Below are 26,757 nucleotides of genomic sequence, written 5' to 3' on the forward strand. Positions count from 1 at the left end.
ATACACCGTTTCACCCAAAACAAAAACAACAAAGGAGCGCGCGTCATGACACCCCAGGAAATAGAACTCATCGGCCAGCACCCGGATTTCATCCAGTTGGTTCGCCGCAAACAGAAGCTGTACTGGTCACTGAGCCTGGCCATGCTGGTGATCTACTTCGGCTTCGTGCTGCTGGTGGCATTCTCCCCTTCTACCCTCGGCCAATCCCTGAGCGGCGGCGTGACCACCGTGGGCATGCTGGTGGGTGTCGTCATCGTCGGGCTGGCCTTTGCGCTGACCGGTTTCTATGTCTATCGCGCCAACAACGTGATCGATCCGCTGAATGAAAAACTCAAGCAGGAGTGCGCCCGATGAACCGCCTCCTTGCACTGTTCCTGCTGCCGCTGGCAGCGGTCACTGATGTCGCGATGGCCGCCGACGGCGCGTCCCGCCCACTGAACTGGAACGCCATCGGCATGTTCCTGGTGTTCGTGCTGTTCACCCTCGGCGTGACGCGCTGGGCGGCACTTCGCACACGCTCCGCCAGCGACTTCTACACCGCCGGTGGCGGCATGACCGGGTTCCAGAACGGCCTGGCAATTGCCGGCGACATGATCTCGGCAGCCTCGTTCCTCGGCATTTCCGCGATGATGTTCCTCAATGGCTACGACGGCTTGCTCTACGCCCTGGGCGTGCTGGCCGGCTGGCCGATCATCCTGTTCCTGATTGCCGAACGCCTGCGCAACCTGGGTAAATACACCTTCGCCGACGTGGTCTCCTATCGCCTGGAACAGACCCCGGTACGCCTGACCTCGGCCTTCGGCACCCTGACCGTGGCCCTGATGTACCTGGTGGCGCAGATGGTCGGCGCCGGCAAGCTGATCGAACTGCTGTTCGGCATCGACTACCTCTACGCGGTGATGCTGGTCGGCGTGCTGATGGTGTTCTACGTGACCTTCGGCGGCATGCTCGCCACCACCTGGGTGCAGATCATCAAGGCGGTGATGCTGCTGTTCGGCACCACCTTCATGGCGTTCATGGTGCTCAAGCACTTCGGTTTCAGCACCGAGGCGATGTTCGCCGGCGCCACCGCCGTGCATGCCAAGGGCAACGCGATCATGGCGCCCGGCGGCTTGCTGTCCAACCCGATCGATGCGATTTCCCTGGGGCTGGGCATGATGTTCGGCACCGCTGGCCTGCCGCACATCCTGATGCGTTTCTTCACCGTCAGCGATGCCAGGGAAGCGCGTAAAAGCGTGTTCTACGCCACCGGTTTCATCGGCTACTTCTACCTGCTGCTGATCATCGTCGGCTTCGGCGCCATCGTCATGGTCGGCACCGACCCGACGTTCCGCGACGCCAGCGGCGCGATCATCGGCGGCGGCAACATGGTCGCCGTGCACCTGGCCCATGCGGTAGGCGGCAACCTGTTCCTGGGCTTCATCTCGGCGGTCGCCTTCGCCACCATCCTGGCAGTGGTTGCCGGGCTGGCACTGTCCGGCGCCTCGGCGGTGTCCCACGACCTGTATGCCTGCGTGATGCGCAAGGGCCAGGCCAGCGAGCAACAAGAGATGCGCGTGTCGCGAATCGCCACCCTGTGCATCGGAGTGCTGGCGATCATCCTCGGCCTGCTGTTCGAGTCGCAAAACATTGCCTTCCTCTCGGGCCTGGTGCTGGCCATCGCGGCGTCGGTGAATTTCCCGGTGCTGTTCCTTTCCATGTACTGGAAAGGCCTGACCACCCGCGGCGCCGTCCTCGGCAGCCTGTCCGGACTGGTCTCGGCGATTGTGTTGCTGGTACTGAGCCCGGCGGTGTGGGTCAACGTGATGCATCACGACAAGGCGCTGTTCCCGTACTCCAACCCGGCCCTGTTTTCCATGAGCCTGGCGTTCTTCAGTGCATGGCTGTTCTCCGTTACCGACACCTCGCCCCGTGCAGCCCTTGAGCGTGGCCGTTACCTGGCGCAGTTCATCCGCTCGATGACCGGCATCGGTGCCTCCGGCGCCAGCAATCACTAACAACGACCGACCAGTTGGCAGGGAATAAAAATAATGAGACCCGCTCGTACTGCACCTTTTGAATCACTGTTTTCGCTGGCCGCCGCATTGAGTCTGCCCATGGTCGCGCCCAGCGCCATGGCCGACTTCATCGGCGACAGCAAGGCCCGTATCGAAATGCGTAACCACTACATCAACCGCGATTTCCGTCAGGACAACGCCCCGCAGTCCAAGGCCGAAGAATGGGCCCAGGGCTTCACTGCGCGCGTGGAATCCGGGTTCACCGACGGCACCTTCGGTTTCGGCCTCGACGCACTCGGCGAGCTGGGGCTGAAACTCGACTCCAGCCCGGACCGCCGTGGCACCGGCCTGCTGCCGTTCGGCCCGCAGAGCCATGAGCCCGACGACGAGTACAGCGAACTGGGCCTGACCGGCAAAGTGCGAGTATCCAAGAGCGTGTTGAAACTCGGCACCCTGCAACCCTTGTTGCCGGTGGCGACCTACAACGACACACGCCTGCTGGGCTCGACCTTTGAAGGTGGCTTGCTGACCAGCCAGGAAATCGACGGCCTGACGGTGAATGCCGGTCGCCTGACCAAGGCCAACCTGCGCGATTCCTCCAGCAACGATGACATCGGTTACGCCGCCGCCAGCAGCGATCACTTTGACTTCGGTGGCGGCAGCTACGCGTTCAGTCCGCAACTGAACCTGAGCTACTACTACGGCAAGCTCGAGCAGATCTATCGCCAGCAATTCGCCGGACTGGTGCATACGCAACCACTGGGCAACGGTTTCAACCTGCGCAGCGACCTGCGTTATTTCGACAGTCGCGGTGACGGCGCGGAAAAGGCCGGGCGCATCGACAACCGCAACTTCAACAGCATGTTCACCCTGTCCCACGGTGCCCACAAGGTCAGTGCCGCCTACCAGCAGCTGTCCGGCGACAGTGCCTTTCCGTTCCTCAACGGCGGCGATCCGTACGTGGTCAACCTGGTGACGTTCAACACCTTTACCCGCGCCGAAGAGGATTCCTGGCAGCTGCGTTACGACTATGACTTCGCGGCGCAAGGCATTCCCGGCCTGACCTTCATGACCCGCTACACCGACGGCAGCCACGTCAAGGCAGGCAGCGTCGACAATGGAAGCGAATGGGAGCGCGACACCGATATCAGCTACGTCATCCAGAGCGGCGTGTTGAAGAACGTCAGCCTGCGCTGGCGCAACGTGACCTTCCGTTCCGGCGATGGCTTGACGACCGCCCTCGATGAAAACCGGCTGATCGTCGGTTACACCCTGGCGCTTTGGTAATTCCGCAAGGGCGCGGTCGCGACCGCGCCATAACCGTTCACAATCAGGAGCATTCGTGATGTCCCACGCCCCTACCCTGCAAAGTTTCATCGCCGGCCGCTGGATCGGCCAACACGGCGCACAAGTGCTGCGCAGCGCCCTCGACGGCCATGAAATCTTCCGTACCCACGAAGAGCGTCCGGACTTCGCCGAAGCCATCGAACACGGTCGCCGCCAAGGCATCAGCGGCCTGATGGCACTGGACTTCCAGCAGCGCGCCCAGCGTCTCAAGGCCCTGGCCCTGTACCTGAGCGAGCGCAAGGAACAGCTCTACGCGATTTCCCACCACAGCGGCGCGACCCGTGCCGACAGCTGGATCGACATCGAAGGCGGCAACAGCACGCTGTTCACCTACGCCAGCCTCGGTTCCCGTGAACTGCCCTCGGGCAACGTCGTCCACGAAGGCCCGGCGCTGCAGCTGAGCAAGATGGGCACCTTCGCCGGCACCCACATCCTCGTGCCGCGCGGTGGCGTGGCCGTGCACATCAACGCCTTCAACTTCCCGATCTGGGGCATGCTGGAAAAATTCGCGCCGAGCTTCCTCGCCGGCATGCCGTGCATCGTCAAGCCGGCCAGCGCCACCAGCTACCTGACCGAAGCCGTGGTGCGCCTGATCGATGAATCCGGCCTGTTGCCGGCGGGCAGCCTGCAACTGATCATCGGCGGCACCGGCGACCTGCTCGACCGCCTGCAGGGCCAGGACGTGGTGACCTTCACCGGTTCCGCCGACACCGCGGCCAAGCTGCGGGTCAACCCGAACCTGATCCGCAACTCGGTGCCGTTCACCGCCGAAGCCGACTCGCTGAACTGCGCGATCCTCGCCCCGGACGTGACCCCGGACGACGAAGAGTTCGAGCTGTTCATCAAGGAAGTCGCCCGGGAAATGACCACCAAGGCCGGGCAGAAATGCACCGCCATCCGCCGTGCCATCGTGCCGGCCAAGCACATCGACGCAGTCGCTGCTCGCCTGCGTGATCGCCTGGCCAAGGTAGTGGTCGGCGATCCGTCGGTGGAAGGCGTGCGCATGGGTGCACTGGCTTCCCACGACCAGCAGAAGGACGTGGCCGAGCGTCTGGAAGCCCTGTTGCAGAGCAGCGACATGCTGTTCGGCGCCCGCGACGGTTTCGAACCCCGTGGTGTAAATGTCGACAAAGGTGCGTTCTTCGCCCCGACCCTGTTGCAGGCCCGCGACCCGCATGCCGAGGGCGGCGCCCACGACATCGAAGCGTTTGGTCCGGTCAGCACCCTGATGGCCTACGACGACCTCGACGAAGCGCTGGCCCTGGCCGCTCGCGGTAAAGGCAGCCTGGTGGCCAGCCTGGTGACCAAGGATCCGCAGATCGCCGCCAAGGCGATTCCGGTGGCGGCAGCCCTGCACGGGCGCCTGCTGGTGCTGGATCGCAACTGCGCCGGCGAATCCACCGGCCACGGCTCGCCGCTGCCGCAACTCAAGCACGGTGGCCCGGGTCGCGCCGGCGGCGGTGAGGAACTCGGCGGCCTGCGCGCGGTGAAGCACTACCTGCAACGCGCCGCGGTGCAAGGTTCGCCGACCATGCTGGCGGCGGTCACCGGCGAGTTCGTGCGCGGCGCCAAGGTCATCGAAACCGACGTGCATCCGTTCCGTCGCCACTTCCAGGACCTGCAGATCGGCGAATCGCTGCTGACTCACCGCCGCACCGTCACCGAGGCGGACCTGGTGAACTTCGGCTGCCTGTCGGGCGACCACTTCTACATGCACTTCGACGACATCGCCGCCAAGGAATCGCAGTTCGGCAAGCGCATCGCCCACGGCTACTTCGTACTGTCGGCCGCGGCTGGCCTGTTCGTCTCCCCAGGCGTCGGCCCGGTGCTGGCCAACTACGGCCTCGACACCCTGCGCTTCATCAACCCGGTGGGCATCGGCGACACCATCCAGGCGCGCCTGACCTGCAAGCGCAAAATCGACCAGGGCAAGAAGAGCCCGCAGGGCGTTCCGCAAGGGGTGGTGGCTTGGGATGTGGAAGTGACCAACCAGTTGGGAGAGTTGGTGGCGAGTTATGACATTCTGACTTTGGTCGTGAAGCGCGAAGACTGATGCTCATCCGGAATCTCTGTGGGCTGTGCTGGCCTCATCGCGGGCAAGCCCGCTCCCACAGGGTTCTCGGCTGGATAAAAAATCTGCGGCACCCACAAATCACTGTAGGAGCAAGCTTGCTCGCGATGATCGTGAACGATGGCACGCGCTTTCTGGATGAACGCGGTGTTCTTGGTTTTTTCGCGAGCAGGCTCGCTCCTACAGTTGATCTGCGTTACCTGCTAATGCCTGCGCAACCACTCGATAAACAGCGCAAACAACTCCGACTGCGAACCCACCTCCAGTTTCAGGTACAGGTTCTTGCGGTGCATGCGCACGGTTTCCGGTGAGATGCTCATCTGGCTCGCCGTGGATTTCACCGAATGCCCACGCAGGATCATGTGTGCCACTTGCCGCTCGCGCTCGGTGAGCAAGTCACTGCCGAAATGCTCGAACGCCGACTGCACCCGGTGCTTGAGGTCATCGCGCAGGCCCTGGTCTTTATCGCACTGGATCTCGTGACTGCGCAGCATCCCGCGCTGACTGAATTCGCTGATGAATTCACGCACCAGAGGTTCCACGGCGCGCAGCAGGTTCAACTGTTCGGCGCTCAGGCATTCGCCGCCGAAGCCCTGATAGAGGCTGACGGAAATCTTCGTGTCATTGCCGATATCAACGATGTAGTAGCTGTCTTCCGAGCAGCCCGCCTTCAGGTAATAGGACTTGTAGTAGTCACTGTCGAAGAAGTTGTCCGGGGCAATTTCCTCCAGGTGATAGAACCCTTGCGCCAGCCCCTGCTCCACCGCCAGGCAGAACGGGTCGAGCAAATAGCCCCCGGCAAAATAGCGCTCAAGAATCGAGACCTGATACTCCTGGGCAATCCCGCGTTGATGCAGCAGCTGCGGTGCGCGGTCCTTGCGCTCCAGGCTGATCATCATCGACTCGACGGATACCAGCTGCGCCAAGGCCGACGCCAGGTGTTGCAGGGCGTCGGGCTCATCGATATGGACGAATGCCTCGCGCATTCCCCCATGCCATTTGTGCAATGCCCCGAAGGGCATCGCGATCAGCGTATCGTCGTCTGGTTTGTTCATGCCCCGCAGTCTAGCGGGAGTACAGCCCCTTGGTAACAGCCTGTGTGGCGAATTCATTGGCCGCCATACTGACCGCTGGCCTGAAGCTCCGCTGCCACCTCGACAATGCATTCGCGCAGGGTCTCGACGATTTCATCGACCTGGGCAAACGTCAGGATCAGCGGCGGCGACATCACGTTGAGGTGCATGATCGGCCGTACCAGCAAGCCCCGGGTCTGCGCTCGAGAGTGAATCATCTCGCCAATGTTGATCTCGTCGGCAAACAATTCCTTGGTGAGCTTGTCCGCGACGAACTCAACGCAGGCCATCAGTTTCAGGCAGCGCACATCCCCCACCAGCGGCAAGTCGCGCAGGGTTGCCAGGCGCTCCTCCAGATAAGCGCCCACCGTGTCGACATGGCCCAGCAGGTTTTCCCGCTCGATGATCTCGATGTTCTTCAGCGCCGCCGTGCAGCACACTGGATGCCCGCTGTAGGTAAAGCCGTGGGTGAAGCAGCGGCCCTTGCCCGGCTCGGCGATGACTTTCCAGATGCGGTCGGAAAAGATGCACGCGCCCAGCGGCAGGTAGGCCGAGGTCAGGCCCTTGGCGGTGGTGATGATGTCCGGCTGCACGTCGAACACATCATAGGAGGCGAAGAACTTGCCCAGGCGCCCGAACGAGGTCACCACTTCGTCGGCGACGAACAGGATGTCGTAGCGCTGGCACACGTCCCACATGCGCTTGAGATAGCCCCGTGGCGGAATGATCACCCCGCCCGAGCCCATGATCGGCTCGGCGAAAAAACCGGCGACCTTGTCCGCGCCGATCGAGAGGATCTTGTCTTCGAATTCCTTGACCAGGAACTCGAGGAACTGCGCTTCATCCATGCCGTCCGGCGCGCGGTACGGGTTCGGGTTGGAGACGTGGTGGATCAGCGGGTTGGCGTAATCGAACTCCGGCACCCGGTCGGCGGCCTTGTTGCCGATCGACATGGTCAGGGTGGTGGAGCCGTGATAGGCGTTGAACCGCGCGATGACGTGCTTCTTCTCGGGTTTGCCACGGCAGTTCTGGTAGTACTGGATCAGCCGGTACGCGGTGTCCACGGCGGTGGAGCCGCCGGTGGTGAGGAACACATGGTCGAGGTCGCCGGGCGCCAGGCTGGCGAGTTTTTCGCACAGCTGGATCGCCACGTTGTTGGACATGTCGGAGAACGGATTGGAGTAGGCCAGCTGACGCACCTGATCAGCGATGGCCTCGGCCATTTCCTCGCGGCCCAGGCCGATGTTGGTGCACCACATGCCGCCCACCGCATCAAGGAAGCGGTTGCCCTGGGTGTCGTAGATGTAGGCGCCATCACCGGCGACGATGTTCAACGAGCCCTGCTCCGCGTGTTCGTCGAACACGTGATAGCCATGCATATGGTGAGCCTTGTCGGCCTTGACCAGCCGGGACTCGTCCGCTGGGGAGAAAACGGTGCGTGTTGGCGTCGCCATAAATAAACCTCTAACCGAAATTGACTAACGATCGAAACAAATCAGATGCCGCTTTTCACGGTGCTCCAGACCCGGGTGATCGCCCGCATGTCCTTGGCATCCTGGGTCTTCTGCGGGAACAGGCGCTCGCGGGTCTGTGCATCGGGGTAGATCGCCGGGTTGTCGCGCACAGCGGCGTTCAACAACGGCGTGGCCGCCGCGTTGCTGTTGGCGTAGTTGATGTAATCGCTCACATCGGCCATCACCTGCGGCTGCATCAGGTATTCGAGGAACTTGTGGGCATTGGCGACGTGTGTCGCATCGGCCGGGATGTACATGTTGTCGAACCAGATCAGCGAGCCTTCCTTGGGAATGAAGTAGGCCAGGTCGATTTTCTTCTTGGCTTCGGCGGCGCGGGCCATGGCGGTGGCGTAGTCGCCGGACCAGGTCATGGCCATGCACACGTCGCCGTTGGGCAGGCTGGTCAGGTAGTTGACCGAGTCGAACTTGCGGATGTAGGGCCGCACCGACAGCAACAGTTCCTGGGCGGCTTTCAGATCCTCCGGTGCGGCGCTTCTCGGGTCGCGCCCCAGGTAAGTCAAGGCCATGGGGATGACTTCAGTCGGCGCATCGAGCAGGGTCACGCCGCAATCGGCGAAGCGCGAGACGATTTTCGGGTCGAAGATCATCGCCAGCGAGCCGATCGGCGCGTCCGGCATGCGCTCCTTGATCTTGTCGACGTTGTAGGTCACGCCGTTGCTGCCCCAGGTGTACGGCGCAGAGTACTGGGTGCCCGGGTCATAGCCCTGCAGGTCCTCGAGGATCTGCGGATCCAGGTTGGTCCAGCCCGGCAACTGCTTTTTATCCAGCGGCTGGAACACCTTGGCCTTGATCAGCGGCGGCGCCAGGGAGGCATTCAACACGATCAGGTCATAACCGGAATGGCCGGTGAGCAATTTGGCCTGCACCGTTTCATACGAATCGAAAGTGTCGTAGACCACCTTGATACCGGTGGCCTTTTCGAAATCGGCGATGGTTTTTTCACCGATGTAGTCCGCCCAGTTGTACAGCCGCAGCGTATTGCCGCCGTCCACTTGAGCGGCGTAGGCGTTCAATGTCAGCGGTACAACAAACAGACTGGAAATCACCTTAAGCAGTGTCTTGCCCATAGCAAATGCACCTTATAGCGAGTTCGGCTCTGGATGAGCGGATGCCCTCACTATTGGTCGATTCAGCCGGCGCAACCATACCCCGAATGGGTGTGTGTCGTTTTTGGCACACCGGCATGGCAAAAAGCGGCAGCGCAGTTGAACCGTTTTGCCATAGATCGGGGTGGGTCCGGCGCTTAAAGTGGCAGCCTGAACCGACCCTGCGGAGCCTGCGATGACAGATTTGATCAAACACGAGCAACGCGACGGCGTGTTGACGCTGACCATCGACCGCCCGGACAAGCTCAACGCGCTGAACAACGCCATGTACACGCGACTGGCCGACCTGCTGCAGGCCGCCGACGAAGACGAGCAGACCGGCGTGATCATCATCACGGGCGGCCCGACCTGCTTCACCAGCGGCAATGACCTGGTGGACTTCCTGCAGAATCCGCCGACTCATCTGGACGCCCCGGCGTTCCACTTGATGAAAGTCGTCACGCGCCTGCAAAAACCGCTGATCGCGGCAGTCTGCGGAGCGGCCATCGGCATCGGCACTACATTGCTGCTGCATTGCGACCAGGTGCTGGTCACCCGCAACGCCAAGCTGCGCATGCCGTTCGTCAACATCGGCCTGTGCCCGGAGTTCGGCGCCAGCCTGCTGCTGCCACGCCGCCTCGGCCATGCCCGCGCTGCGAGCCTGCTGCTGTTGGGCAACGGCCTGGACGGCAACGAAGCGGTCAATTGGGGCATTGCCAACGAAGCGTTTGACGACGGCGAGCAATGCCTGGCAGCGGCCCTCAAGATCGCTCAGCGCTTTCTGGCCATGCCGCAACAAGCCTTGCGCCAGTCCCGTCAGTTGATGAAACAGGGGTCCCTGGCCGAACTGGAAGCCACCCTGCGCGAAGAAAACACGCTGTTCATTCAGCGCCTGAACACCGACGAGGCGAAAACCGCCTTGAACGCCCTGCTCAATCGCAGTACAGACAAGAATCCACCGAAAGGAAACCAGTCATGAACACTCCAGAAATCTACGTCGTCAGCGCCGCCCGTACCGCCATCGGTACCTTCGGCGGTTCGCTCAAGGACGTGCCACTGGCCGACCTCGCGACCACGGCCGTGAAAGCCGCCCTGGAGCGGGCCGCCGTGGACCCGGCACTCGTCGGCCATCTGGTAATGGGCAACGTGATCCCGACCGAAACCCGCGATGCCTACATCTCCCGCGTCGCGGCGATGAACGCCGGCATCCCGAAGGAAACCCCGGCCTACAACGTCAACCGCCTGTGCGGTTCGGGCCTGCAGGCGATCATCAACGCCGCCCAGACCCTGATGCTCGGCGATGCCGACATCGTCGTCGGTGCCGGCGCCGAATCCATGAGCCGCGGCCCGTACCTGATGCCGTCCGCCCGTTGGGGTTCGCGCATGGGCAACGCCCAGGTCATCGACTACATGCTCGGCATCCTGCATGACCCGTTCCATGGCATCCACATGGGCATCACCGCCGAGAACGTCGCCGCGCGCAACGGCATCACCCGCGAAATGCAGGACGCCCTGGCGCTGGAAGACCAGAAACGCGCGGCCCACGCGATTGCCAACGGCTACTTCAGCGAGCAGATCGCGACCGTGGAAATCCAGGATCGTAAAGGCGTCAAACTGTTCAGCGTCGACGAGCACCCACGCGCCACGTCCCTGGAACAGCTGGCGGCGATGAAGCCGGCGTTCAAGAAGGATGGTTCGGTCACCGCCGGCAACGCCTCGGGCCTCAACGACGGTGCCGCCGCACTGGTCATGGCCAGCGGCAACGCGGTCCAGGCCAACAACCTTAAACCCCTCGCCCGCCTGGTCAGCTACGCCCACGCCGGCGTCGAGCCGGAATTCATGGGCCTGGGCCCGATCCCGGCCACCCGCCTGGCACTCAAGCGCGCCGGCCTGACCGTCGCCGACCTCGACGTGATCGAAGCCAACATCGCCTTCGCCGCCCAGGCCTGCGCCGTCAGCCAGGAACTCGATCTTGACCCGGCCAAGGTCAACCCGAACGGTTCCGGCATCGCCCTGGGTCATCCGGTGGGCGCCACCGGCGCAATCATCGCCACCAAGGCCATCCACGAACTGCACCGCACCGGCGGCCGTTACGCGCTGGTGACCATGTGCATTGGTGGTGGTCAGGGGATTGCGGCGATTTTCGAACGCGTCTAAGCAATAGCCGCAAAAAAGGCCGGTGACCGCGCAGATCACCGGTCTTTTTTTCATTTCCGCGCGCCGATTGTTTGATGACTTTTATCCGCGAACGGTTCGTAATCCGTCATTACCGCAGCCGCGGCAAGAAACCTCGGGATGACTAGGTCTTTTATCGCTTGATCCACGCCAACATCCAGGCCACCACCGCACATACCATCAAGGTCGCGCCCAGTGCCTGCCCCCAGGCCGCCAGCATCAGCCCGCCACCGATCAACAGGTAATACAGCAACCCAAACAGCGCGCCGGCCGTACCCAGTCGATCACCGTAGTTGACCAAGGCCGAGCCGAGGATGTTCGGGATCGCCATGCCGAAGGCCAGTACCACCAACACCATTGCCAGCACGAAAAGAACACTGTCCTCCATCAGCCAGACGAAACCGGCACCCACCAACATCAGTATTCCCGACACCTGGATCAGCTGTGCACCACTCCAGCCTCGTTGCAGCAGGCGTTTATTGAGCGCGGCCCCAAGGCCGGAGCCCAGGGCCAGGATGACGCCACTGTAGCCGAACATTTGCGCACTCAGCCCGAGCCGCTCAAACATGAAGGGCGCCAGGCTGTAGTAGCTGAACAGGCCGATGTTGAAGACTGCCACCAGTAACGTCGAACGCCAGATATCGCGATCCCGGAGCATTTGCCACAGCGTCTCGAACAGCGCCGGCGAAGCCACAGGCTGAGGTCGGGTTTCCGGCAAAACCCGCAGGCACCAGCACCACAGTCCAACCGATAGCACCAGCAGCCCTCCCGGCGCGCCTGGATAACCGAAGCCTTGCACCAGGCTTGCTCCGGCGAACAGCCCGATGGCCGGGCTGGCGGCCAGTGCGATGCCCATGAGCGAAAACACCTGGGCCAGTGCCACCCCCTTGAAGCGGTCGCGCAACACCGTTTGCGTAACGACCGAGCCCACCGCTGCGCCAAATGCGGCGAGGCCTTGGGCCGCCAACAGTGCATCGAACGTGCTGACACCGAGCGCCATCAACGAAGCAGCGGCGTACAGGGCGAACCCGGCAAGCATCGTCGGGCGACGCCCGATCAGGTCGCACATCCGCCCCCACACCACCACGCCGAACGCGAACGCCAGGAAATAGATGGAAAGCATTTGCGCCGCCGCCTGCGGCCCGACGGCAAAGGCCCGTCCGATGTCCGCCAGCGCCGGGCTGTAAATGGATTGTGCCAACTGCGGGAACATCAGCAGCGCGACGGCCAGTACCACGATTTTCTTGTCATTCATCACGGCTTCACTTTGAAAGGAGATTGCCGTGCAGATTAAGAAATCGTGACTGTCGTACTATCAGAACCCTGCCAATTTATCGCTGAAATCGGACAACCCATGGCCTGGCTCGACGCCCACGCACATTTCGATCCCGACAGCTTCACCGCACCGGTCATCGGCATCGCCGCAACCCTCGGTGACCACGATTCGGGCCTGCATCAACATCAACGCGGGCAACTGCTGTTTACCCGCCAGGGCTGCACGCGCATTACCCTGGCGCAGCAGCTGTGCCTGTTGCCACCCTCGCGCGCGGCGTGGATTCCTTGCGGTGTGGCCCACCGCGCCGTGATGCAACAGAGCGTCGACTACCGTTCCATCTACCTCAGCCCCGAGTTATGCGCAGACCTGCCGCAACAGGTCTGCGTGATTGAAGTCAGCCCGTTGCTGCGGGCCGTGCTCGAGTCGATAGCCCACGCCCGCTTCGACACCGCCTGGCAGCAGGGAAAATACGTCCATCTGCTGGGGCTGTGCCTGAGCGAAATTCGCGACGCGGCCCGCCAGCCCATGCTGCTGCCGCTGCCGTCGGACAAACGCCTGGCACCGCTGCTCGCGACCGTCGACAAGCTGCCGCCGAAACTTCAGGCACTGCAGGCACGCATAGGCGCCAGCGGCCGCACCATTGGCCGAATATTCCAGCGCGAGACCGGCATGAGTTATCAGCAATGGCGGCAACAGTGGCGGCTGATGCGCGCCATCGAACTGCTCGCGACCGGACGAAACATCGGCTACAGCGCTTTTGAACTGGGATTTGCCAGTGACAGTGCCTTCATCGCCTTCTTCAAGGACATGACCGGTATCACCCCCGGCGACTGGCTGAAACAGGACCTGACGACCGGCAGCATAAAGCATTTGCCACAAAATATTACATGCGTCATATTATAGTCATCATAATTAACCGCCGCCCTGACAGGTATCCCTCCATGACCAGCATGCCCACCGTTGAACCCGACCTGGCTGCCCCGGTGACTGCCGCCAAACCGCCCCTGCTCAGACGCCTGCTGCTGCCAACCGTGGGCATCGCAGCACTGGTTCTGGCCGGTATGTATGGCGCGCATTGGTGGACTGCCGGACGTTTCATCGAGGAAACCGACGACGCCTACATCGGTGGCGATGTCACAGTGATCGGGTCGAAAGTGGCGGGTTACATCGACGAAGTGCTGGTGACCGACAACCAGAAGGTCAAGGCCGGCGACGTGCTGATTCGCCTCGATTCGCGCGACTACCGCGCCAACCTGGCCAAGGCCGAAGGCGCAGTGGCCGCCCAGGAAGCCCTGCTGGCCAACCTCGACGCCACCGAACAACTGCAACAGGCCGTCATCGGCCAGGCCCGCGCCGGCATCGACGCCGCTGGTGCCGAAACCGCCCGCTCCCGGGACGACGACAGCCGCTACAAAAAACTGGTAAGCACCAACGCCGTCTCGGTGGAGAGCGCGCAGCGGGCCAACGCCACGTTCAAGACGGCCCAGGCCCAAAGCAACCGGGCCCAGGCTGAACTGCTGGCCGCGCAACGCCAGTTGAATGTGATCGACACCCAGAAACAGCAAGCCCGGGCCGCCCTGATCCAGGCCAGGGCCGAGCGCGACCTGGCGCAATTGAATGTCGGCTATACCGAACTGAAGGCACCGGTCGACGGTGTGATCGGCAATCGCCGGGCACGGGTCGGCGCTTATGCCCAGGCCGGCTCGCAATTGCTCTCGGTGGTGCCGGCCAGCGGTCTGTGGGTCGATGCCAATTTCAAGGAGGACCAACTGGCCCGCATGGTGCCGGGGCAACGGGTGGTGATCCATGCCGACGTGCTGTCGGGTCAGGAGTTCCACGGTCACCTCGACAGCCTGGCCCCTGCGAGCGGCTCGCAGTTCAGTGTGTTGCCGCCGGAAAACGCCACCGGCAACTTCACCAAGATCGTGCAGCGGGTGCCGGTGCGGATCCACCTCGACCCGGCCGACAGCGTGCTCGGCCACTTGCGTCCGGGGCTGTCTGTGACCGCTGAAGTCGACACCCGCAAGGAGCCTGAAGCGCCAGCCGTTGCGAGCGCGCCATGAGCCGCGCCCTCGCCGCCCCGGCGCAGCCGTTCGATGCCGCGAACATGGCGACGGCGACCAAGGTCTTCGCCTTTGCCAGCATGTGCATCGGCATGTTCATTGCGTTGCTGGACATCCAGATCGTCTCGGCTTCGTTGCGTGACATCGGCGGCGGGCTCTCCGCCGGCACCGACGAAACCGCGTGGGTGCAAACCAGCTACCTGATCGCCGAAATCATCGTGATCCCGCTGTCCGGTTGGCTGTCGCGGGTGTTCTCGACGCGATGGTTGTTTTGCGCATCGGCGGTGGGTTTCACCCTGACCAGCCTGCTGTGCGGCGTGGCCTGGAACATCCAGAGCATGATTGCCTTCCGCGCCCTGCAAGGGTTTCTGGGCGGCTCGATGATTCCGCTGGTGTTCACCACCGCGTTCATTTTCTTCACCGGCAAGCAACGGGTGATTGCCGCCGCGACCATCGGCGCCGTGGCCTCGTTGGCACCAACCCTGGGGCCGGTGATCGGTGGCTGGATCACCGACATTTCATCCTGGCACTGGCTGTTCTACATCAACCTGGTCCCCGGCATCTTTGTCGCCGTGGCCGTGCCGATGCTGGTGAAAATCGACCAGCCGGAACTGTCGCTGCTCAAAGGCGCGGATTACTTGAGCATGGTGTTCCTGGCGCTGTTCCTCGGCTGCCTGGAATACACCCTCGAAGAAGGCCCTCGCTGGAACTGGTTCAGCGACCGCACCATCCTGACCACCGCGTGGATCAGCGGCCTGGCCGGCCTGGCGTTCATCGGCCGGACCCTGCACGTGGCCAATCCGATTGTCGATCTGCGTGCCTTGAAGGATCGCAATTTTGCCCTTGGCTGTTTCTTCTCGTTCGTCACCGGCATCGGCCTGTTCGCCACCATTTACCTGACGCCGCTGTTCCTCGGCCGGGTGCGTGGCTACGGAGCGCTGGACATTGGCCTGGCGGTTTTCTCCACCGGGGTGTTCCAGATCATGGCGATTCCGCTGTATGCCTTTCTGGCCAACCGCGTCGACCTGCGCTGGATCATGATGACTGGCCTCGGGCTGTTCGCGTTATCGATGTGGGATTTCAGCCCGATCACCCATGACTGGGGGGCCAGGGAGTTGATGCTGCCGCAAGCCTTGCGCGGGATTGCCCAACAATTGGCGGTGCCACCGACGGTGACATTGACCCTCGGCGGCCTGGCGCCGGCGCGGCTCAAACATGCGTCGGGGTTGTTCAATCTGATGCGCAACCTGGGCGGCGCCATCGGCATTGCCGCCTGCGCGACCATTCTCAACGACCGCACCAACCTGCATTTCACCCGGCTGGCGGAGAACCTCAACAGCACCAACGAGGCGCTCAACCAGTGGCTATCCCAGGTCGGCAACAACTTCGCCGCCCTCGGCCAGAGCGGTGACGCCGGGGTCACCGCCAGCCTGCATCATCTGTGGCTGCTGACCTACCGCGAAGCCCAGACACAAACCTATGGCGACGCGTTTCTGATGATCGGAGTGTGCTTCGTCATCGCCACGGCGATGGTCCCCTTGATGCGCAAGGTGCAACCACCGGCCGCGCCGAGCGCCGATGCGCATTGATGCGTGTGCGGGTCAGGCCTGAGGCATTTTGCGGAAGCCGATGGCCAGGCGGTTCCAGGCGTTGATGGTGGTGATGGCGACGGTCAGGTCGACCATTTCCTTGGCATCGAACTGGGCGGTAGCCAGTTCATAGTCTTCGTCCGGGGCATGGGTCTGGCTGATCAGGGTCAGGGATTCGGTCCAGGCCAGTGCGGCGCGTTCACGTTCGGTAAAGAACGGCGTTTCGCGCCAGGCCGACAACGTGGCCAGACGCCGCTCGGATTCACCGCCCTTGCGCGCGTCGGCACTGTGCATGTCCAGGCAGAAGGCGCAGCCGTTGATTTGCGAAGTACGCAGCTTGACCAGTTCGATCAGGTTTTTTTCCAGCGGCAGTTTCGACACTGCGGTTTCCAGAGCGATCATCGCTTTGAGGGCATCAGGGGACGCGGTGTAGAAATCGATACGGGTTTTCATGGTGTGTTTCCAGGGCAAATGGGTGTGTCACTAAGTTAGTCCCGCGACCGGTCTGCACAAATAGCCAATCTTGCAGAAGTCGAGGAGGCCATTCACACCCGATTGCGCAACCACTGCAAAAAGCCCTTTTTCGCCGCCACCACCGGCAGGTCCTCACTCAGGATTTTCGCTTTTTGCAGCCGGTAATCGAGCAAGGCTGTCATCGCATCGTTGATATCGTGACGGGCATCCAGGCACGGCTTGAGGTATGACTTTTCGATGCGGTACAGGCCACAGAAGGTCTTGGCGGTAAACTGCGCAGGCAGCGCGCTCTCGGTGAGAATGCCCGCTTCGCCGATCACCTCTCCCGGGCCCATGCGCCCGGATTCGTAGGGCGCTCCGTGGCGCATCAAGGTCACCGAGATCACGCCGGACTCGATAATGAACAAGTGATCGCTGACCTCCCCCGCTTCCAGGACCACCTCGCCGGCGCGGAAGGTTTGCAGGGTCATGTTCTGGCTGAACGTGTCTTTCTCTTCCTGGCGCAAGGTGGAGAAAATCGGCGAGCTGTCCAGCAACGACCGCTGTCGTGTCAGGTTGATCGGCGGGCTGGGCTCCACGCTCGACAACAGATTCACCCCGGATGCCTGCAAGTGCCGATAGGCCAGGTCGTACAGCTGGTTACGCACCGAGCGTTTCTCGTCCATCGACGCGACAAAGCCGTTGATTTCGTAGGTCGCGCCGGTGTTGCTGGCGGTTTTCAGGCCGACGCTTGGCGACGGTGTATCCAGCAGCGCGCGGCAACCCTGCATGGCCCGCTCCAACGCCTCGATGACGGTGTTCGGCCGCGCGTGGGGGCTCACTTCCAGGGATACGGAAATGCCGAACATGTCGTTCGGCCGGCTGAAATTGATGATCTTGGCCTTGGCCGCCAAGGAGTTGGGAATCACCGCCATGCAACCCTGGGAGGTTTGCAGGCGCGTGGCACGCCAGTCGATGTCGGTGACCTTGCCCTCCATGCCGTCGATGGAGATGTAGTCATCCAGTTGATAGGGTTTGGTGGTGTTGAGGACGATCCCGGAAAACACGTCACTGAGGGTACTTTGCAAGGCCAGGCCGACAATGATCGCCAACGCACCGGAGGTCGCCAGCACGCCCTTGACCGGCAGGTCCAGCACATAGGCCAGGGCGGCAATGACCGCGATCAGGAAAATCACCGCGCCGAGCAAATCCTGGAGCAAGCGCCCGGTATGCCCGACCCGCTGCATCATCACCGCACCGATCAGCACGGTCAGGGTCCGCGCGCCGAACAACCACCAGCCGATCTGCAACCCGGTGGCCGCCAGGTGCAGCGGCACATTGTCGGCCCAGGGCGGGGGCTCCATCGGGTTCAGGCCCTCGTTGAACAGCAGGAGGCTGAACAACGAAAAAATCACCACCCGCACCAGCAGCCGCCAGGCACTGCCAACGGCGCTGAGCAAGTACCACAACCCGAGGTCGATCAGGATCAGCGCCATTGCACAGATCAGTGGGTGTTCAGTGAGCAATGACAGCATCAAGCAACTCCAGCCAGGGCCAAGAACGCGAAGATCGCATGGATTGGCCATAGTGTAGGAGCAATTGATTTGGCTGGATGAACACGCCTGCCTGGACACCCAAAAAACCTGCAGGAGCTGGCTTGCCAGCGATGGCGGTTAGCCTGGCAAACCGGGTTGCAGCCATCGCCGGCAAGCCGGCTCCTACAGGGGGACGGGATTATTTGCTGTTGGTCAGCGTGCTGTAGCTGGTCATCAGGTTGCGGTAATCCGGAATATGGTTGGAGAACAGCGTGCCCAACCCTTCGATATCGTTGCGCCAATCGCGATGCAGTTCGCAGGCCAGGCCGAACCAGGTCATCAATTGTGCGCCCTGGGCGGTCATGCGGCTCCACGCCGATTCGCGGGTCAATTCGTTGAAGGTGCCGGACGCATCGGTGACCACGAACACCTCAAAGCCTTCGGCCAGCGCCGAGAGGGCCGGGAATGCCACGCAGACTTCCGTCACCACACCGGCGATGATCAGCTGTTTCTTGCCGGTGGCCTTGATCGCCTTGACGAAATCCTCGTTGTCCCAGGCGTTGATCTGGCCCGGGCGAGCGATGTACGGCGCGTCCGGAAACAGTGCCTTGAGCTCTGGCACCAGCGGTCCGTTGGGACCGCTTTCGAAGCTGGTGGTGAGGATCGTCGGCAGCTTGAAGTACTTGGCCAGGTCGGCCAGGGCCAGCACGTTGTTCTTGAAACGATCAGGGTCGATGTCGCGAACCAGAGACAGCAGGCCGGTCTGATGATCCACCAGCAAAACGGCGGCGTTGTCCTTGTCCAGACGCTTGTAGGAAGTGCTCATTGCAGTAGTCCTCGCAGGTTATCGATGCCGAATGGAAATCGGCGTGGGTTGACCGGTCAGCGCTGAGAGTCCAGCACTTCGTGCTCGTTCGCCACTTGCTGGGCCTTGAGGTAGCTCTCGATCAGCAATTGGTAATGCGGCATGGCCTGGGCGTAGACGGCGGCCCACTGCTCGGCATCCGGGCGGTTCCACGAGCCTTGCAGCTCAGAAAGCGTCGCCATGATGTCGATCGGCACCACCCCGGCCTGGGCCAGGCGGGCAACGGTCAGATCAGTGGCCAGTTTCGAGTGGTTGCCGGAGGCGTCGACCACGGCAAACACCTTGTAGCCTTCATGCACGGCGGCAATGGACGGGAACGCCAGGCACACGCTGGTCAGGGTGCCGGCGATCACCAGGGTTTTCTTGCCGGTGGCCTTGACCGCCGCGTGGAACTCCGGGTTGTCCCAGGCGTTGATTTCACCTTTGCGCGCCACGTACTGCGCATGGGGCGCGACTTCGTGGATTTCCGGAATCAACGGCCCGTTCGGTCCCTGTGGAACGGAAGCCGTGGTGATCACCGGCATCTTCAGCAGGGTCGCAGCCTTGGCCAGGGCGATGGCGTTGGCGCGCAGTTGGGGCACGTCCATGTCCTTGACGATCTGGAACAGTCCGCTCTGGTGGTCGATCAACAGCATCGCGCTGTCGTTGGGGTCGATGGTCGGTTTCTGGCCGTTGAAGTTGGCCGCGTAGATCGTGTTCATGTGCGTTTCCTCTTTATTTCAGGCAACAGCCATCCCTGGCCTCGGACCGGCCTACGCATCCTGTGTAGAGCGGGTTGTTGAAACGAAGCGGGTTAGAAGCGCCCGGACTGGAAGTCGGCGAAGGCCTGGTGGATTTCCTGCTCGGTGTTCATCACGAACGGCCCGTGACCGACGATCGGCTCGTCGATCGGCTCGCCGCTGAGCAACAGCACCACCGCGTCTTCGCTGGCTTCGAGAGTCATGCGGTCGCCCTTGCGATCGAACAGGGCCAGTTGCCCCTGGCGCACCGGTTCCAGGCCATTGACCTGAACCGTGCCGCGCAAGACCACCAGTGCGGTGTTGCGCCCGTCATGCAGATCCAGGGTGAGCAACTTGCCGGCATTCAAACGAATGTCCCACACGTCGACCGGGGTGAAGGTGCGCGCCGGCCCCTTGTGACCGTCGAACTCACCGGCGATCAGGCGCAGGCTGCCGGCGTTGTCCTTCAGGGCGATGCTCGGGATGTCGCCGTCGAGAATCGTCTGGTAGCCGGGGTCGGCCATTTTGTCCCTGGCAGGCAGGTTGACCCACAGTTGCACCATCTCCAGGGTGCCGCCGCTCTTGGCGAAACCTTCGGAGTGGAACTCTTCATGCAGGATTCCCGAGGCTGCGGTCATCCATTGCACGTCGCCGGGGCCGATCTTGCCGCCACTGCCGGTGGAGTCCCGGTGCTCCAGTTCGCCCTTGTAAACGATAGTCACGGTTTCGAAGCCGCGATGCGGATGCTGACCAACGCCACGTCGTTCAGTGGTCGGGGTGAACTCCGCGGGGCCGGCGTGATCGAGCAACAGGAACGGGCTGATGTGTTTGCCCAGGTTGTCGTAGGAAAACAGCGTGCGAACCGGGAATCCGTCGCCGACCCAATGGGTCCGTGGACTGGTGTAGATACCGATGATGTTTTTCATGGTGTCTCCTGATGAGGTGAGTGAAGCCATGGACAAAGCTTAAAACCGTGACCATTGCTGCGCTAGACTGCAAAAATCAGCTATAGCGTTCTATTTGGAGAACGATGGTGGAAGACCTCAACACCCTCTACTACTTCACCCAGGTGGTGGAGCATCACGGTTTCGCCGCTGCGGGCCGGGCACTGGACATGCCCAAGTCGAAGCTCAGCCGACGCATTGCCGAACTCGAAGAACGCCTCGGCGTGCGCCTGTTGCACCGCACCAGCCGGCATTGCTCGTTGACGGAAATCGGCCAGGCCTATTACCAGCGTTGCCTGGCCATGCGCGTGGAAGCGGAAAGTGCCGCCGAACTGATCGAACGCAATCGCTCCGAACCCCAGGGCATGGTGCGCGTCAGTTGCCCGACGGCGCTGCTCAATTCCTGGGTCGGGCCGATGCTGACCCGCTACATGCTCAAGTACCCGCTGGTGGAATTGTTCATCGAGAGCACCAATCGCCGGGTCGACCTGATTCACGAAGGTTTCGACGTTGCCCTGCGGGTACGTTTTCCGCCGCTGGAAAACACCGACATGGTGATGAAGGTGCTGGGCAACAGCACCCAGAGCGTGGTCGGCAGCCCGGCCTTTTTATCGCGCCTGTCGACTCCGCCCTCCCCGGCCGACCTCAGCGGCTTGCCGAGCCTGCACTGGGGGGCGGCGCAACGTGAGTATCAGTGGGAACTGTTCGGTGCCGATGGCAGCACCGCGATGATCCGGCATGCGCCGCGCATGGTCACCGATGACCTGCTGGCCCTGCGCCATGCGGCGCTTGCGGGGATCGGCATCGTGCACCTGCCCAGTGTGGTGGTGCGCGATGAGATTGCTGCCGGGCAACTGGTGGAACTGGTGCCGGGCTGGGCACCGAAGAGCGGCGTGATTCATGCGATCTTCCCTTCGCGCCGGGGCTTGCTGCCGTCGGTGCGCACGTTGATCGATTTTCTTGGGGAGGAGTTCAGTCGCAGTGATATTGCCTGAAGGCAGTAAGGATTCAGACCGAGTCGCGGCCATCGCTGGCAAGCCAGCTCCCACAGGATCCAGTTGTGAAAACAAATCCTGTGAACACCACTGATCATTGTGGGAGCTGGCTTGCCAGCGATGGCGTCAGACCAGACACCCTCAAAACATCGGTCTGACCCGATTGTTGATTTGCGGTAAACATTGCTTTGCCGCTCCAGCGGTTTTTCTCACGGATGCAGGCGCGGATACTGCCGCCCATTCCCACTGCAACCCCTGGAGTCATCAATGTCTATCCCCGCTTTCGGTCTGGGTACGTTTCGCCTGCAAGGCCAGGTGGTCATCGATTCGGTGAGCACCGGCCTGCAGCTCGGCTACCGGGCCATCGATACCGCGCAAATCTACGAGAACGAAGCCGAGGTCGGCGAGGCCATCGCTGCCAGCGGCATCGCCCGGGAAGAACTGTTCATCACCAGCAAGATCTGGGTCGCCAACCTGGCCGGTGATCGCTTGATCGACAGCCTGAAGGAAAGCCTGCGCAAACTGCAGACCGACTACCTGGACCTGACCCTGATCCACTGGCCGTCGCCAGACGATCAAGTACCCGTCGCAGCATTCATGGGCGCCCTGCTCGAAGCCAAACGCCTGGGCCTGACCCGACAGATCGGCGTGTCCAACTTCACCATAGAGCTGATGCAGCAAGCGATTGCCGCCATCGGTGCCGAGCACATCGCCACGAACCAGATCGAACTGCACCCCTACCTGCAAAACCGCAAAGTCGTCGAGTTCGCGCAGAGCCAGGGCATTGGCATCACCTCATACATGACCCTGGCCTACGGTGAAGTCCTCAAGGACCCGCTCATCCAGCAGATCGCCGAGCGCCTGCAAGCGACACCGGCCCAGGTCACCCTGGCGTGGGCCATGCAATCGGGTTACGCGGTGATCCCGTCTTCCACTCGGCTGGCCAACCTCGAGAGCAACCTGAGCGCTCGCGAACTGACTTTGAGCGAGGCCGACATGGCGCTGATCGCGACCCTGGATCGCGGCCACCGGTTGACCAGTCCAAAAGGTATCGCGCCGAACTGGGATTGAGCCTCAGCCCTGCCCGATACTGTGGTCCAGGCGGGTCATGGCTTGCTGCAACTGATCGACGGCGTCGTCGATCAGTGCCGCGCTGCCTTCATTGCACGCTCGCTCCAGCTGTTCGCAAGATTCGACCAGGCCCAGCGCTCGCACCATCAGTGCTCCGCCCTTGATCCGGTGTGCCAGCGTCTGCAAACCCGAGCGATTGCCGCTGGTGTGCAAGGCCAGCAGATGCACGCGGTCCTCGCGGTTGGTCAGCGCCAGATCGTGCATCAGTTGCTCGATCAAACCAGGCTCCGTATCCGCAAAACGTTCCAGCCCGCTCAAATCGAACTCGGCGAAGCCATGGTCATCGATTGAAGCCGAGGGCGTGCCGGCAAAGCGTTGGGCCAGCCACACCTGCAAGTCCACCAGGCGAATGGGCTTGAACAGGCAATCGTCCATGCCCGCCGCTTGGCATCGGGCCTTCTCCTCGGCCTGCGCATTGGCGGTAAAGCCCAGAATCAAGGTCGGCGACAGCCCCTGCACGCGCTCTTGCTCACGTATTGCGCCCGCCAGTTCATAGCCACTGAGCACCGGCATATTGCAGTCGGTAATGACCAGGTCGAAGCCCTCTGCGCGCCACTGTTCAAGCCCCTGTGCACCGTCCTCCGCCAGTACCACCCGGTGGCCCAGGTAGCTCAGTTGGCGCGAGAGCAACAGGCGATTGGCCGGGTAATCGTCGACCACCAGGATCGACAACGCGCGGGTCGCCAGCGGCGCCGAATCCCCGGCCATCTCCCCCGCAGGCAACGCTTGCAGGGCGGGCAGCAGCAGGCTGATGTCCACCCGCGTGCCGCGCCCAAGCTCACTGTCGAGTTGCAACTGGCCGCCCATCGTTTCGCACAGGGTCCGACTGATCACCAGGCCCAGGCCGGAACCCTGCCGGGCGGTCTGTGCACTGTTGTCCGCCTGGACGAAAGGGCTGAACAGGCGCTGCTGGTCGAATGCGCTGATACCGATGCCGCTGTCCTCGATCCGCACGCTGACGGCGAGATGCGCCGGGGCTTGGGGCTGCACTCGCAGAGTCAGGCTCACCTGGCCCTGGCGGGTGAACTTGATCGCGTTGCTCAGCAGATTGGACAGCACTTGCTTGAAGCGCACGGGATCGAGCATCACGTCGCGGTCACTGTGCTCGTCGAGCTCGACTCGCCACTGCAGGTTCTTCTGCATCGCCAGCCCTTCGAAAACCCGGCAGACCGATGCCACCAGCGCGTGCAGATTGACCCGCTCCGGTGCCAGCGACAAATGCCCGGACTCGATCCGCGCCACGTCGAGAATGTCGCCGATCAAATCCAGCAACTGCTGCCCGGCGTTGGACGCCACCTCGATGGCGGCGCGGTCGGTCTCCCCTTCATCGGCCCGTTTCAGCGCCAGTTCGAGCATGCCGATCAAGGCGTTCATCGGCGTGCGGATTTCATGGCTCATGGTGGCCAGGAACGTGGTCTTGGCCCGGTTGGCGTCGTCCGCCGCGTCCTTGGCTTCCTGCAACTGCCCGAGCAATTGCTGACGCTGGCGAATCTGCCGGCGCTGCCAGACGATCCCGGTCAACGCCAGCAACAGCAAGACACCCGCCAGCGCAAACGCCTGCACGATCGCCTGCCGGTGTCGCAGCCAGTAACTCTGCTCGACCATCGAGTCATACCGCCAGGGTTGCGTCAGCTCGTCTATTTCTTCGGGCGGGATGCTCAGCAGCGCCTTGTCCAGGATCGAATGCAGTTCGGCGGCCTCGCGACTGGTTGCCAGTGTGCTTCTTGCAGGGTCGGTGCCCACGGTGCTGGTCACTTGCAGGCGATCGCGATACTGCCGGGAAATCAGGTAACGGGCGCTGATCAACGAGTTGATGCCGCCCTGGGCCTTGCCCTGGGCGACCATTTCCATGGCGTCCGTGGACAGCGGCGCATCCACCGGCTGGATCAGCGGGTAATGCTGGCGAAGGTACTCGCCGGCAATGTTGCCCTGGGTCAGGGCAAGGGTTTTTCCCGCCATGTCATCCAGCGTCCGGGGGCTGTCCGCGGCTGCACGGGTCACCAGCACCGAAGGGCTGCTGAGGAACGCGCGGGTGAACAGCAGCTCATCTTCACGCTGGGAGCTGAGGCCGATGCCGGCCAGCACATCGATCTGCCCGCTCTTGATGCCGGCCATCATCTCGGCCACCGACTTCATGCCCCGGATGTCGAATTGCAGCCCGGTACGCGAACTGATTTTCGCCAGCACATCGACGCCGATACCGCGAAAATGGCCTTCGCTGTCGATGAATGTAATCGGCGGGATGTTTTCATTGATCGCCACCCTGACCCGCGGGTGACGTTCGAGCCAGTGCTGTTCGGCCACGCTCAACTGCAATGACTGGGTGCCCGGGATGGACGCCCCGTTTGCCCCCCAGCGGCGCAGGATGTTCATCTGTTCATTGGTGCTGACGGCCGCCAGCGCCTTGTTGACGACGCGCAACAGCGAGGCGTTGTCGCGGGCCATCGCAAAGGCAAAACGCCCGGACTCCATGGGCGAGAAGTCCGTCAGCTGCACGTTGTTCAGGTAGTTCTTGCTGATCAGGTAGTGAGCGTTGATCGCATCGCCCAGATAGACATCGGCCTGGCCGAAAGCCACGGCCCCGATCGCCGCCAGTGTCGAGGGAAACAGCTGGACCTGCGCCCTGGAATAGAACTGTTGCACGCTGTATTCGGGCAGGTAGTGATACAGCATCACCAATCGCTTGCCGGCCAGAGTCGGGTCGCGCACCGGTGGAAAATCGGTACGCGTGACCAGCACCGGTTGATCAACCGCGTAGGCGCTGGACATCTGCAGCAGCGGATCTTCGGCTTCGTAGCGATTGGCCGTTCCCAGCAGGTCTGCCTGCCCTTGCTTGATGGCCTGCACTGCGGCGGCCCGCGACGGATAACGCTGGACCTCAATGGCGACGTTCAACAATTGTTCGAGCAACCCGGCGTAATCGGCGGTTATGCCTTCGAACACCTTGCCCGCCGTATTGAACTCGAAGGGCGGATAGTCCGGAGCCGAGACGGCCAGTACCAGTCGGCCCTTTTGCCGTAGCCAGCGCGACTCGGTGTCCGACAGGCTGACGCTCAGGCCTTCGACACTCGAACGTCCCAGCAGGGTCAGCGACTGTTGCGCACAGGCCGTCGATGCCCATAGAAGAAGGCCCGTCAGCGCCCAAACTGTCAGTCGTCTCAGGGCGTTCATTCAGATCAGATGATTGCGCAGGGCGAAATCCCTCAAGTGCACCGACGAGCTCATATTGAGCTTGAGGGTGAGCCGGGTCTTGTAGGTACTGACGGTCTTGTAGCTCAGGTGCATGATCTCGGCGATTTCCAGGTTTTTCGAGCCCCGGGCCAGGTACTGCAGAATGGTCAGTTCACGATTGGAGAGCTTGTCGATCAACTGCTTTTCACTGCGTTGCAACTCCCCCATCGACACGGAACTCGAGGGGATCTGGGCGTAATAGGTGTAGCCGGCCATCACCGAATTCACCGCTGCCTTCAGGTCATCCAGGTCCCGGCTCTTGGAAACATAGGCCACAGCCCCGGCACGCATGCAGCGGTCCTGATAAAACTGCGCCTCCAGCGAGGTGAACACCACCACGCGGCAGCGCGTGTGTTCCGCCTTGATGCGGTCCATCACCTCAAGCCCGGCCACACCGGGAAGGCCCAGGTCCAGCAGCACGACATCCGGTTGATGCTCGCGGATCAACGACAGGACCTCATCGCCACGGGAGGCCTCGTAAATCTGCTTGAACCCCTCACCATTGAGTACGAGTTTGATCATGGAGCGAACCACCGGATGATCTTCCACAATCAGTGCTGACTTCATGACAACTCCCGTGCAAAACCACACGATCGGGCAAAAAAATGCCCTCCAGGCCCCGCAGCCGTTGGGCATAACGCTGCGCATAAACTCTTGCATGGAAGGCGGCAAA

The 26,757-nt window shown here is 62.2% G+C and carries 22 protein-coding genes; 11 read left to right on the top strand and 11 right to left on the bottom strand.

What is annotated here, in order from left to right:
• Positions 1 to 45 precede the first annotated feature (45 nt).
• The 4 genes from AB4O16_RS07330 to paaZ are packed head-to-tail and all read left to right on the top strand — an operon-like array spanning position 46 to position 5,397.
• Entirely contained in the window at positions 46 to 354 is a 309-nt protein-coding gene (locus AB4O16_RS07330; RefSeq protein WP_160387643.1) for a DUF485 domain-containing protein, read from the top strand.
• The gene (locus AB4O16_RS07335) at positions 351 to 1,997 is read left to right on the top strand and encodes a cation acetate symporter (protein ID WP_460157403.1); all 1,647 of its coding nucleotides are present in this window, start codon (positions 351 to 353) and stop codon (positions 1,995 to 1,997) included. The genes AB4O16_RS07330 and AB4O16_RS07335 overlap by 4 nt, the downstream gene beginning before the upstream one ends.
• A gap of 33 nt (positions 1,998 to 2,030) precedes the next feature.
• Entirely contained in the window at positions 2,031 to 3,284 is a 1,254-nt protein-coding gene (locus tag AB4O16_RS07340; RefSeq protein WP_460157404.1) for an OprD family porin, read from the top strand.
• 58 nt (positions 3,285 to 3,342) lie between these two features.
• Entirely contained in the window at positions 3,343 to 5,397 is a 2,055-nt protein-coding gene (paaZ, locus tag AB4O16_RS07345; RefSeq protein ID WP_460157405.1) for a phenylacetic acid degradation bifunctional protein PaaZ, read from the top strand.
• A gap of 221 nt (positions 5,398 to 5,618) precedes the next feature.
• Here the strand turns inward: paaZ and AB4O16_RS07350 are convergent, their stop codons facing one another.
• From AB4O16_RS07350 to AB4O16_RS07360, 3 genes are read right to left on the bottom strand one after another with little or no spacing between them, the layout of a single operon-like run.
• On the bottom strand, positions 5,619 to 6,527 hold the full coding sequence (locus tag AB4O16_RS07350) for a helix-turn-helix domain-containing protein (protein WP_460157406.1): 909 nt from the start codon (positions 6,525 to 6,527) through the stop codon (positions 5,619 to 5,621).
• Entirely contained in the window at positions 6,524 to 7,942 is a 1,419-nt protein-coding gene (locus AB4O16_RS07355; RefSeq protein ID WP_460157407.1) for an aminotransferase, read from the bottom strand. Before AB4O16_RS07355 ends, AB4O16_RS07350 begins: the two co-directional genes overlap by 4 nt.
• Before the next feature lie 41 nt (positions 7,943 to 7,983).
• Positions 7,984 to 9,090 carry a polyamine ABC transporter substrate-binding protein gene (locus tag AB4O16_RS07360; RefSeq protein ID WP_160387655.1) on the bottom strand — a complete coding sequence of 369 codons (1,107 nt, stop codon included), beginning with the start codon at positions 9,088 to 9,090 and terminating at the stop codon, positions 7,984 to 7,986.
• Between the two features lie 214 nt (positions 9,091 to 9,304).
• Between AB4O16_RS07360 and AB4O16_RS07365 the strand changes: the two genes are divergently transcribed.
• Complete coding sequence (locus AB4O16_RS07365) at positions 9,305 to 10,087, top strand: enoyl-CoA hydratase-related protein (RefSeq protein WP_460157408.1); 783 nt, start codon at positions 9,305 to 9,307, stop codon at positions 10,085 to 10,087.
• Positions 10,084 to 11,265 carry an acetyl-CoA C-acyltransferase family protein gene (locus AB4O16_RS07370; protein WP_008049801.1) on the top strand — a complete coding sequence of 394 codons (1,182 nt, stop codon included), beginning with the start codon at positions 10,084 to 10,086 and terminating at the stop codon, positions 11,263 to 11,265. Before AB4O16_RS07365 ends, AB4O16_RS07370 begins: the two co-directional genes overlap by 4 nt.
• Before the next feature lie 151 nt (positions 11,266 to 11,416).
• Here the strand turns inward: AB4O16_RS07370 and AB4O16_RS07375 are convergent, their stop codons facing one another.
• Positions 11,417 to 12,538, bottom strand: a complete 1,122-nt coding sequence (locus AB4O16_RS07375) for an MFS transporter (protein ID WP_460157409.1) — start codon at positions 12,536 to 12,538, stop codon at positions 11,417 to 11,419.
• A gap of 99 nt (positions 12,539 to 12,637) precedes the next feature.
• On the opposite strand from AB4O16_RS07375, the gene AB4O16_RS07380 reads away from it, so the two are divergent.
• The 3 genes from AB4O16_RS07380 to AB4O16_RS07390 are packed head-to-tail and all read left to right on the top strand — an operon-like array spanning position 12,638 to position 16,211.
• Entirely contained in the window at positions 12,638 to 13,462 is an 825-nt protein-coding gene (locus AB4O16_RS07380; RefSeq protein WP_160387664.1) for an AraC family transcriptional regulator, read from the top strand.
• Between the two features lie 38 nt (positions 13,463 to 13,500).
• Complete coding sequence (locus tag AB4O16_RS07385; RefSeq protein ID WP_460157410.1) at positions 13,501 to 14,622, top strand: HlyD family secretion protein; 1,122 nt, start codon at positions 13,501 to 13,503, stop codon at positions 14,620 to 14,622.
• Positions 14,619 to 16,211 (top strand): DHA2 family efflux MFS transporter permease subunit, encoded by a 1,593-nt coding sequence (locus tag AB4O16_RS07390; RefSeq protein WP_460157411.1) that lies wholly within the window; start codon positions 14,619 to 14,621, stop codon positions 16,209 to 16,211. The genes AB4O16_RS07385 and AB4O16_RS07390 overlap by 4 nt, the downstream gene beginning before the upstream one ends.
• A 12-nt stretch (positions 16,212 to 16,223) precedes the next feature.
• On the opposite strand, the gene AB4O16_RS07395 is transcribed toward AB4O16_RS07390, so the two are convergent.
• From AB4O16_RS07395 to AB4O16_RS07415, 5 genes are all read right to left on the bottom strand, one after another.
• Entirely contained in the window at positions 16,224 to 16,664 is a 441-nt protein-coding gene (locus tag AB4O16_RS07395; protein ID WP_046043133.1) for a carboxymuconolactone decarboxylase family protein, read from the bottom strand.
• Positions 16,665 to 16,756: 92 nt separating this feature from the next.
• A complete protein-coding gene (locus AB4O16_RS07400; protein WP_460157412.1) occupies positions 16,757 to 18,199 on the bottom strand; it encodes a mechanosensitive ion channel domain-containing protein in 1,443 nt (480 codons plus the stop codon).
• A 199-nt stretch (positions 18,200 to 18,398) separates the two neighbouring features.
• The gene (gene ycaC, locus AB4O16_RS07405) at positions 18,399 to 19,025 is read right to left on the bottom strand and encodes an isochorismate family cysteine hydrolase YcaC (RefSeq protein ID WP_460157413.1); all 627 of its coding nucleotides are present in this window, start codon (positions 19,023 to 19,025) and stop codon (positions 18,399 to 18,401) included.
• Positions 19,026 to 19,081: 56 nt separating this feature from the next.
• Positions 19,082 to 19,765: an isochorismatase family protein gene (locus AB4O16_RS07410; protein ID WP_460157414.1), complete on the bottom strand. Its 684-nt coding sequence runs from the start codon at positions 19,763 to 19,765 to the stop codon at positions 19,082 to 19,084.
• A gap of 92 nt (positions 19,766 to 19,857) precedes the next feature.
• Entirely contained in the window at positions 19,858 to 20,709 is an 852-nt protein-coding gene (locus AB4O16_RS07415) for a pirin family protein (RefSeq protein ID WP_460157415.1), read from the bottom strand.
• Between the two features lie 104 nt (positions 20,710 to 20,813).
• Between AB4O16_RS07415 and AB4O16_RS07420 the strand changes: the two genes are divergently transcribed.
• Positions 20,814 to 21,722, top strand: a complete 909-nt coding sequence (locus AB4O16_RS07420) for a LysR family transcriptional regulator (RefSeq protein ID WP_160387676.1) — start codon at positions 20,814 to 20,816, stop codon at positions 21,720 to 21,722.
• Between the two features lie 267 nt (positions 21,723 to 21,989).
• Positions 21,990 to 22,793: a 2,5-didehydrogluconate reductase DkgB gene (gene dkgB / locus AB4O16_RS07425; RefSeq protein ID WP_460157416.1), complete on the top strand. Its 804-nt coding sequence runs from the start codon at positions 21,990 to 21,992 to the stop codon at positions 22,791 to 22,793.
• Between the two features lie 3 nt (positions 22,794 to 22,796).
• Here the strand turns inward: dkgB and AB4O16_RS07430 are convergent, their stop codons facing one another.
• Together AB4O16_RS07430 and AB4O16_RS07435 are read right to left on the bottom strand one after the other, a co-directional pair.
• A complete protein-coding gene (locus AB4O16_RS07430) occupies positions 22,797 to 26,024 on the bottom strand; it encodes a transporter substrate-binding domain-containing protein (RefSeq protein ID WP_460157417.1) in 3,228 nt (1,075 codons plus the stop codon).
• Positions 26,025 to 26,651 (bottom strand): response regulator transcription factor, encoded by a 627-nt coding sequence (locus AB4O16_RS07435; protein WP_160387682.1) that lies wholly within the window; start codon positions 26,649 to 26,651, stop codon positions 26,025 to 26,027.
• Positions 26,652 to 26,757 lie beyond the last annotated feature (106 nt).

It is taken from the genome of Pseudomonas sp. S2_H10 (assembly GCF_054668285.1).

Bases quoted from the DNA above. Each gene is read 5' to 3' on its own strand.
- AB4O16_RS07330 (WP_160387643.1), top strand. From the start codon at position 46: ATGACACCCCAGGAAATAGAACTCATCGGCCAGCACCCGGATTTCATC.
- AB4O16_RS07335 (WP_460157403.1), top strand. From the start codon at position 351: ATGAACCGCCTCCTTGCACTGTTCCTGCTGCCGCTGGCAGCGGTCACT.
- AB4O16_RS07340 (WP_460157404.1), top strand. From the start codon at position 2,031: ATGAGACCCGCTCGTACTGCACCTTTTGAATCACTGTTTTCGCTGGCC.
- paaZ (WP_460157405.1), top strand. From the start codon at position 3,343: ATGTCCCACGCCCCTACCCTGCAAAGTTTCATCGCCGGCCGCTGGATC.
- AB4O16_RS07350 (WP_460157406.1), bottom strand. From the start codon at position 6,527: ATGAATTCGCCACACAGGCTGTTACCAAGGGGCTGTACTCCCGCTAGA.
- AB4O16_RS07355 (WP_460157407.1), bottom strand. From the start codon at position 7,942: ATGGCGACGCCAACACGCACCGTTTTCTCCCCAGCGGACGAGTCCCGG.
- AB4O16_RS07360 (WP_160387655.1), bottom strand. From the start codon at position 9,090: ATGGGCAAGACACTGCTTAAGGTGATTTCCAGTCTGTTTGTTGTACCG.
- AB4O16_RS07365 (WP_460157408.1), top strand. From the start codon at position 9,305: ATGACAGATTTGATCAAACACGAGCAACGCGACGGCGTGTTGACGCTG.
- AB4O16_RS07370 (WP_008049801.1), top strand. From the start codon at position 10,084: ATGAACACTCCAGAAATCTACGTCGTCAGCGCCGCCCGTACCGCCATC.
- AB4O16_RS07375 (WP_460157409.1), bottom strand. From the start codon at position 12,538: ATGAATGACAAGAAAATCGTGGTACTGGCCGTCGCGCTGCTGATGTTC.
- AB4O16_RS07380 (WP_160387664.1), top strand. From the start codon at position 12,638: ATGGCCTGGCTCGACGCCCACGCACATTTCGATCCCGACAGCTTCACC.
- AB4O16_RS07385 (WP_460157410.1), top strand. From the start codon at position 13,501: ATGACCAGCATGCCCACCGTTGAACCCGACCTGGCTGCCCCGGTGACT.
- AB4O16_RS07390 (WP_460157411.1), top strand. From the start codon at position 14,619: ATGAGCCGCGCCCTCGCCGCCCCGGCGCAGCCGTTCGATGCCGCGAAC.
- AB4O16_RS07395 (WP_046043133.1), bottom strand. From the start codon at position 16,664: ATGAAAACCCGTATCGATTTCTACACCGCGTCCCCTGATGCCCTCAAA.
- AB4O16_RS07400 (WP_460157412.1), bottom strand. From the start codon at position 18,199: ATGCTGTCATTGCTCACTGAACACCCACTGATCTGTGCAATGGCGCTG.
- ycaC (WP_460157413.1), bottom strand. From the start codon at position 19,025: ATGAGCACTTCCTACAAGCGTCTGGACAAGGACAACGCCGCCGTTTTG.
- AB4O16_RS07410 (WP_460157414.1), bottom strand. From the start codon at position 19,765: ATGAACACGATCTACGCGGCCAACTTCAACGGCCAGAAACCGACCATC.
- AB4O16_RS07415 (WP_460157415.1), bottom strand. From the start codon at position 20,709: ATGAAAAACATCATCGGTATCTACACCAGTCCACGGACCCATTGGGTC.
- AB4O16_RS07420 (WP_160387676.1), top strand. From the start codon at position 20,814: ATGGTGGAAGACCTCAACACCCTCTACTACTTCACCCAGGTGGTGGAG.
- dkgB (WP_460157416.1), top strand. From the start codon at position 21,990: ATGTCTATCCCCGCTTTCGGTCTGGGTACGTTTCGCCTGCAAGGCCAG.
- AB4O16_RS07430 (WP_460157417.1), bottom strand. From the start codon at position 26,024: ATGAACGCCCTGAGACGACTGACAGTTTGGGCGCTGACGGGCCTTCTT.
- AB4O16_RS07435 (WP_160387682.1), bottom strand. From the start codon at position 26,651: ATGAAGTCAGCACTGATTGTGGAAGATCATCCGGTGGTTCGCTCCATG.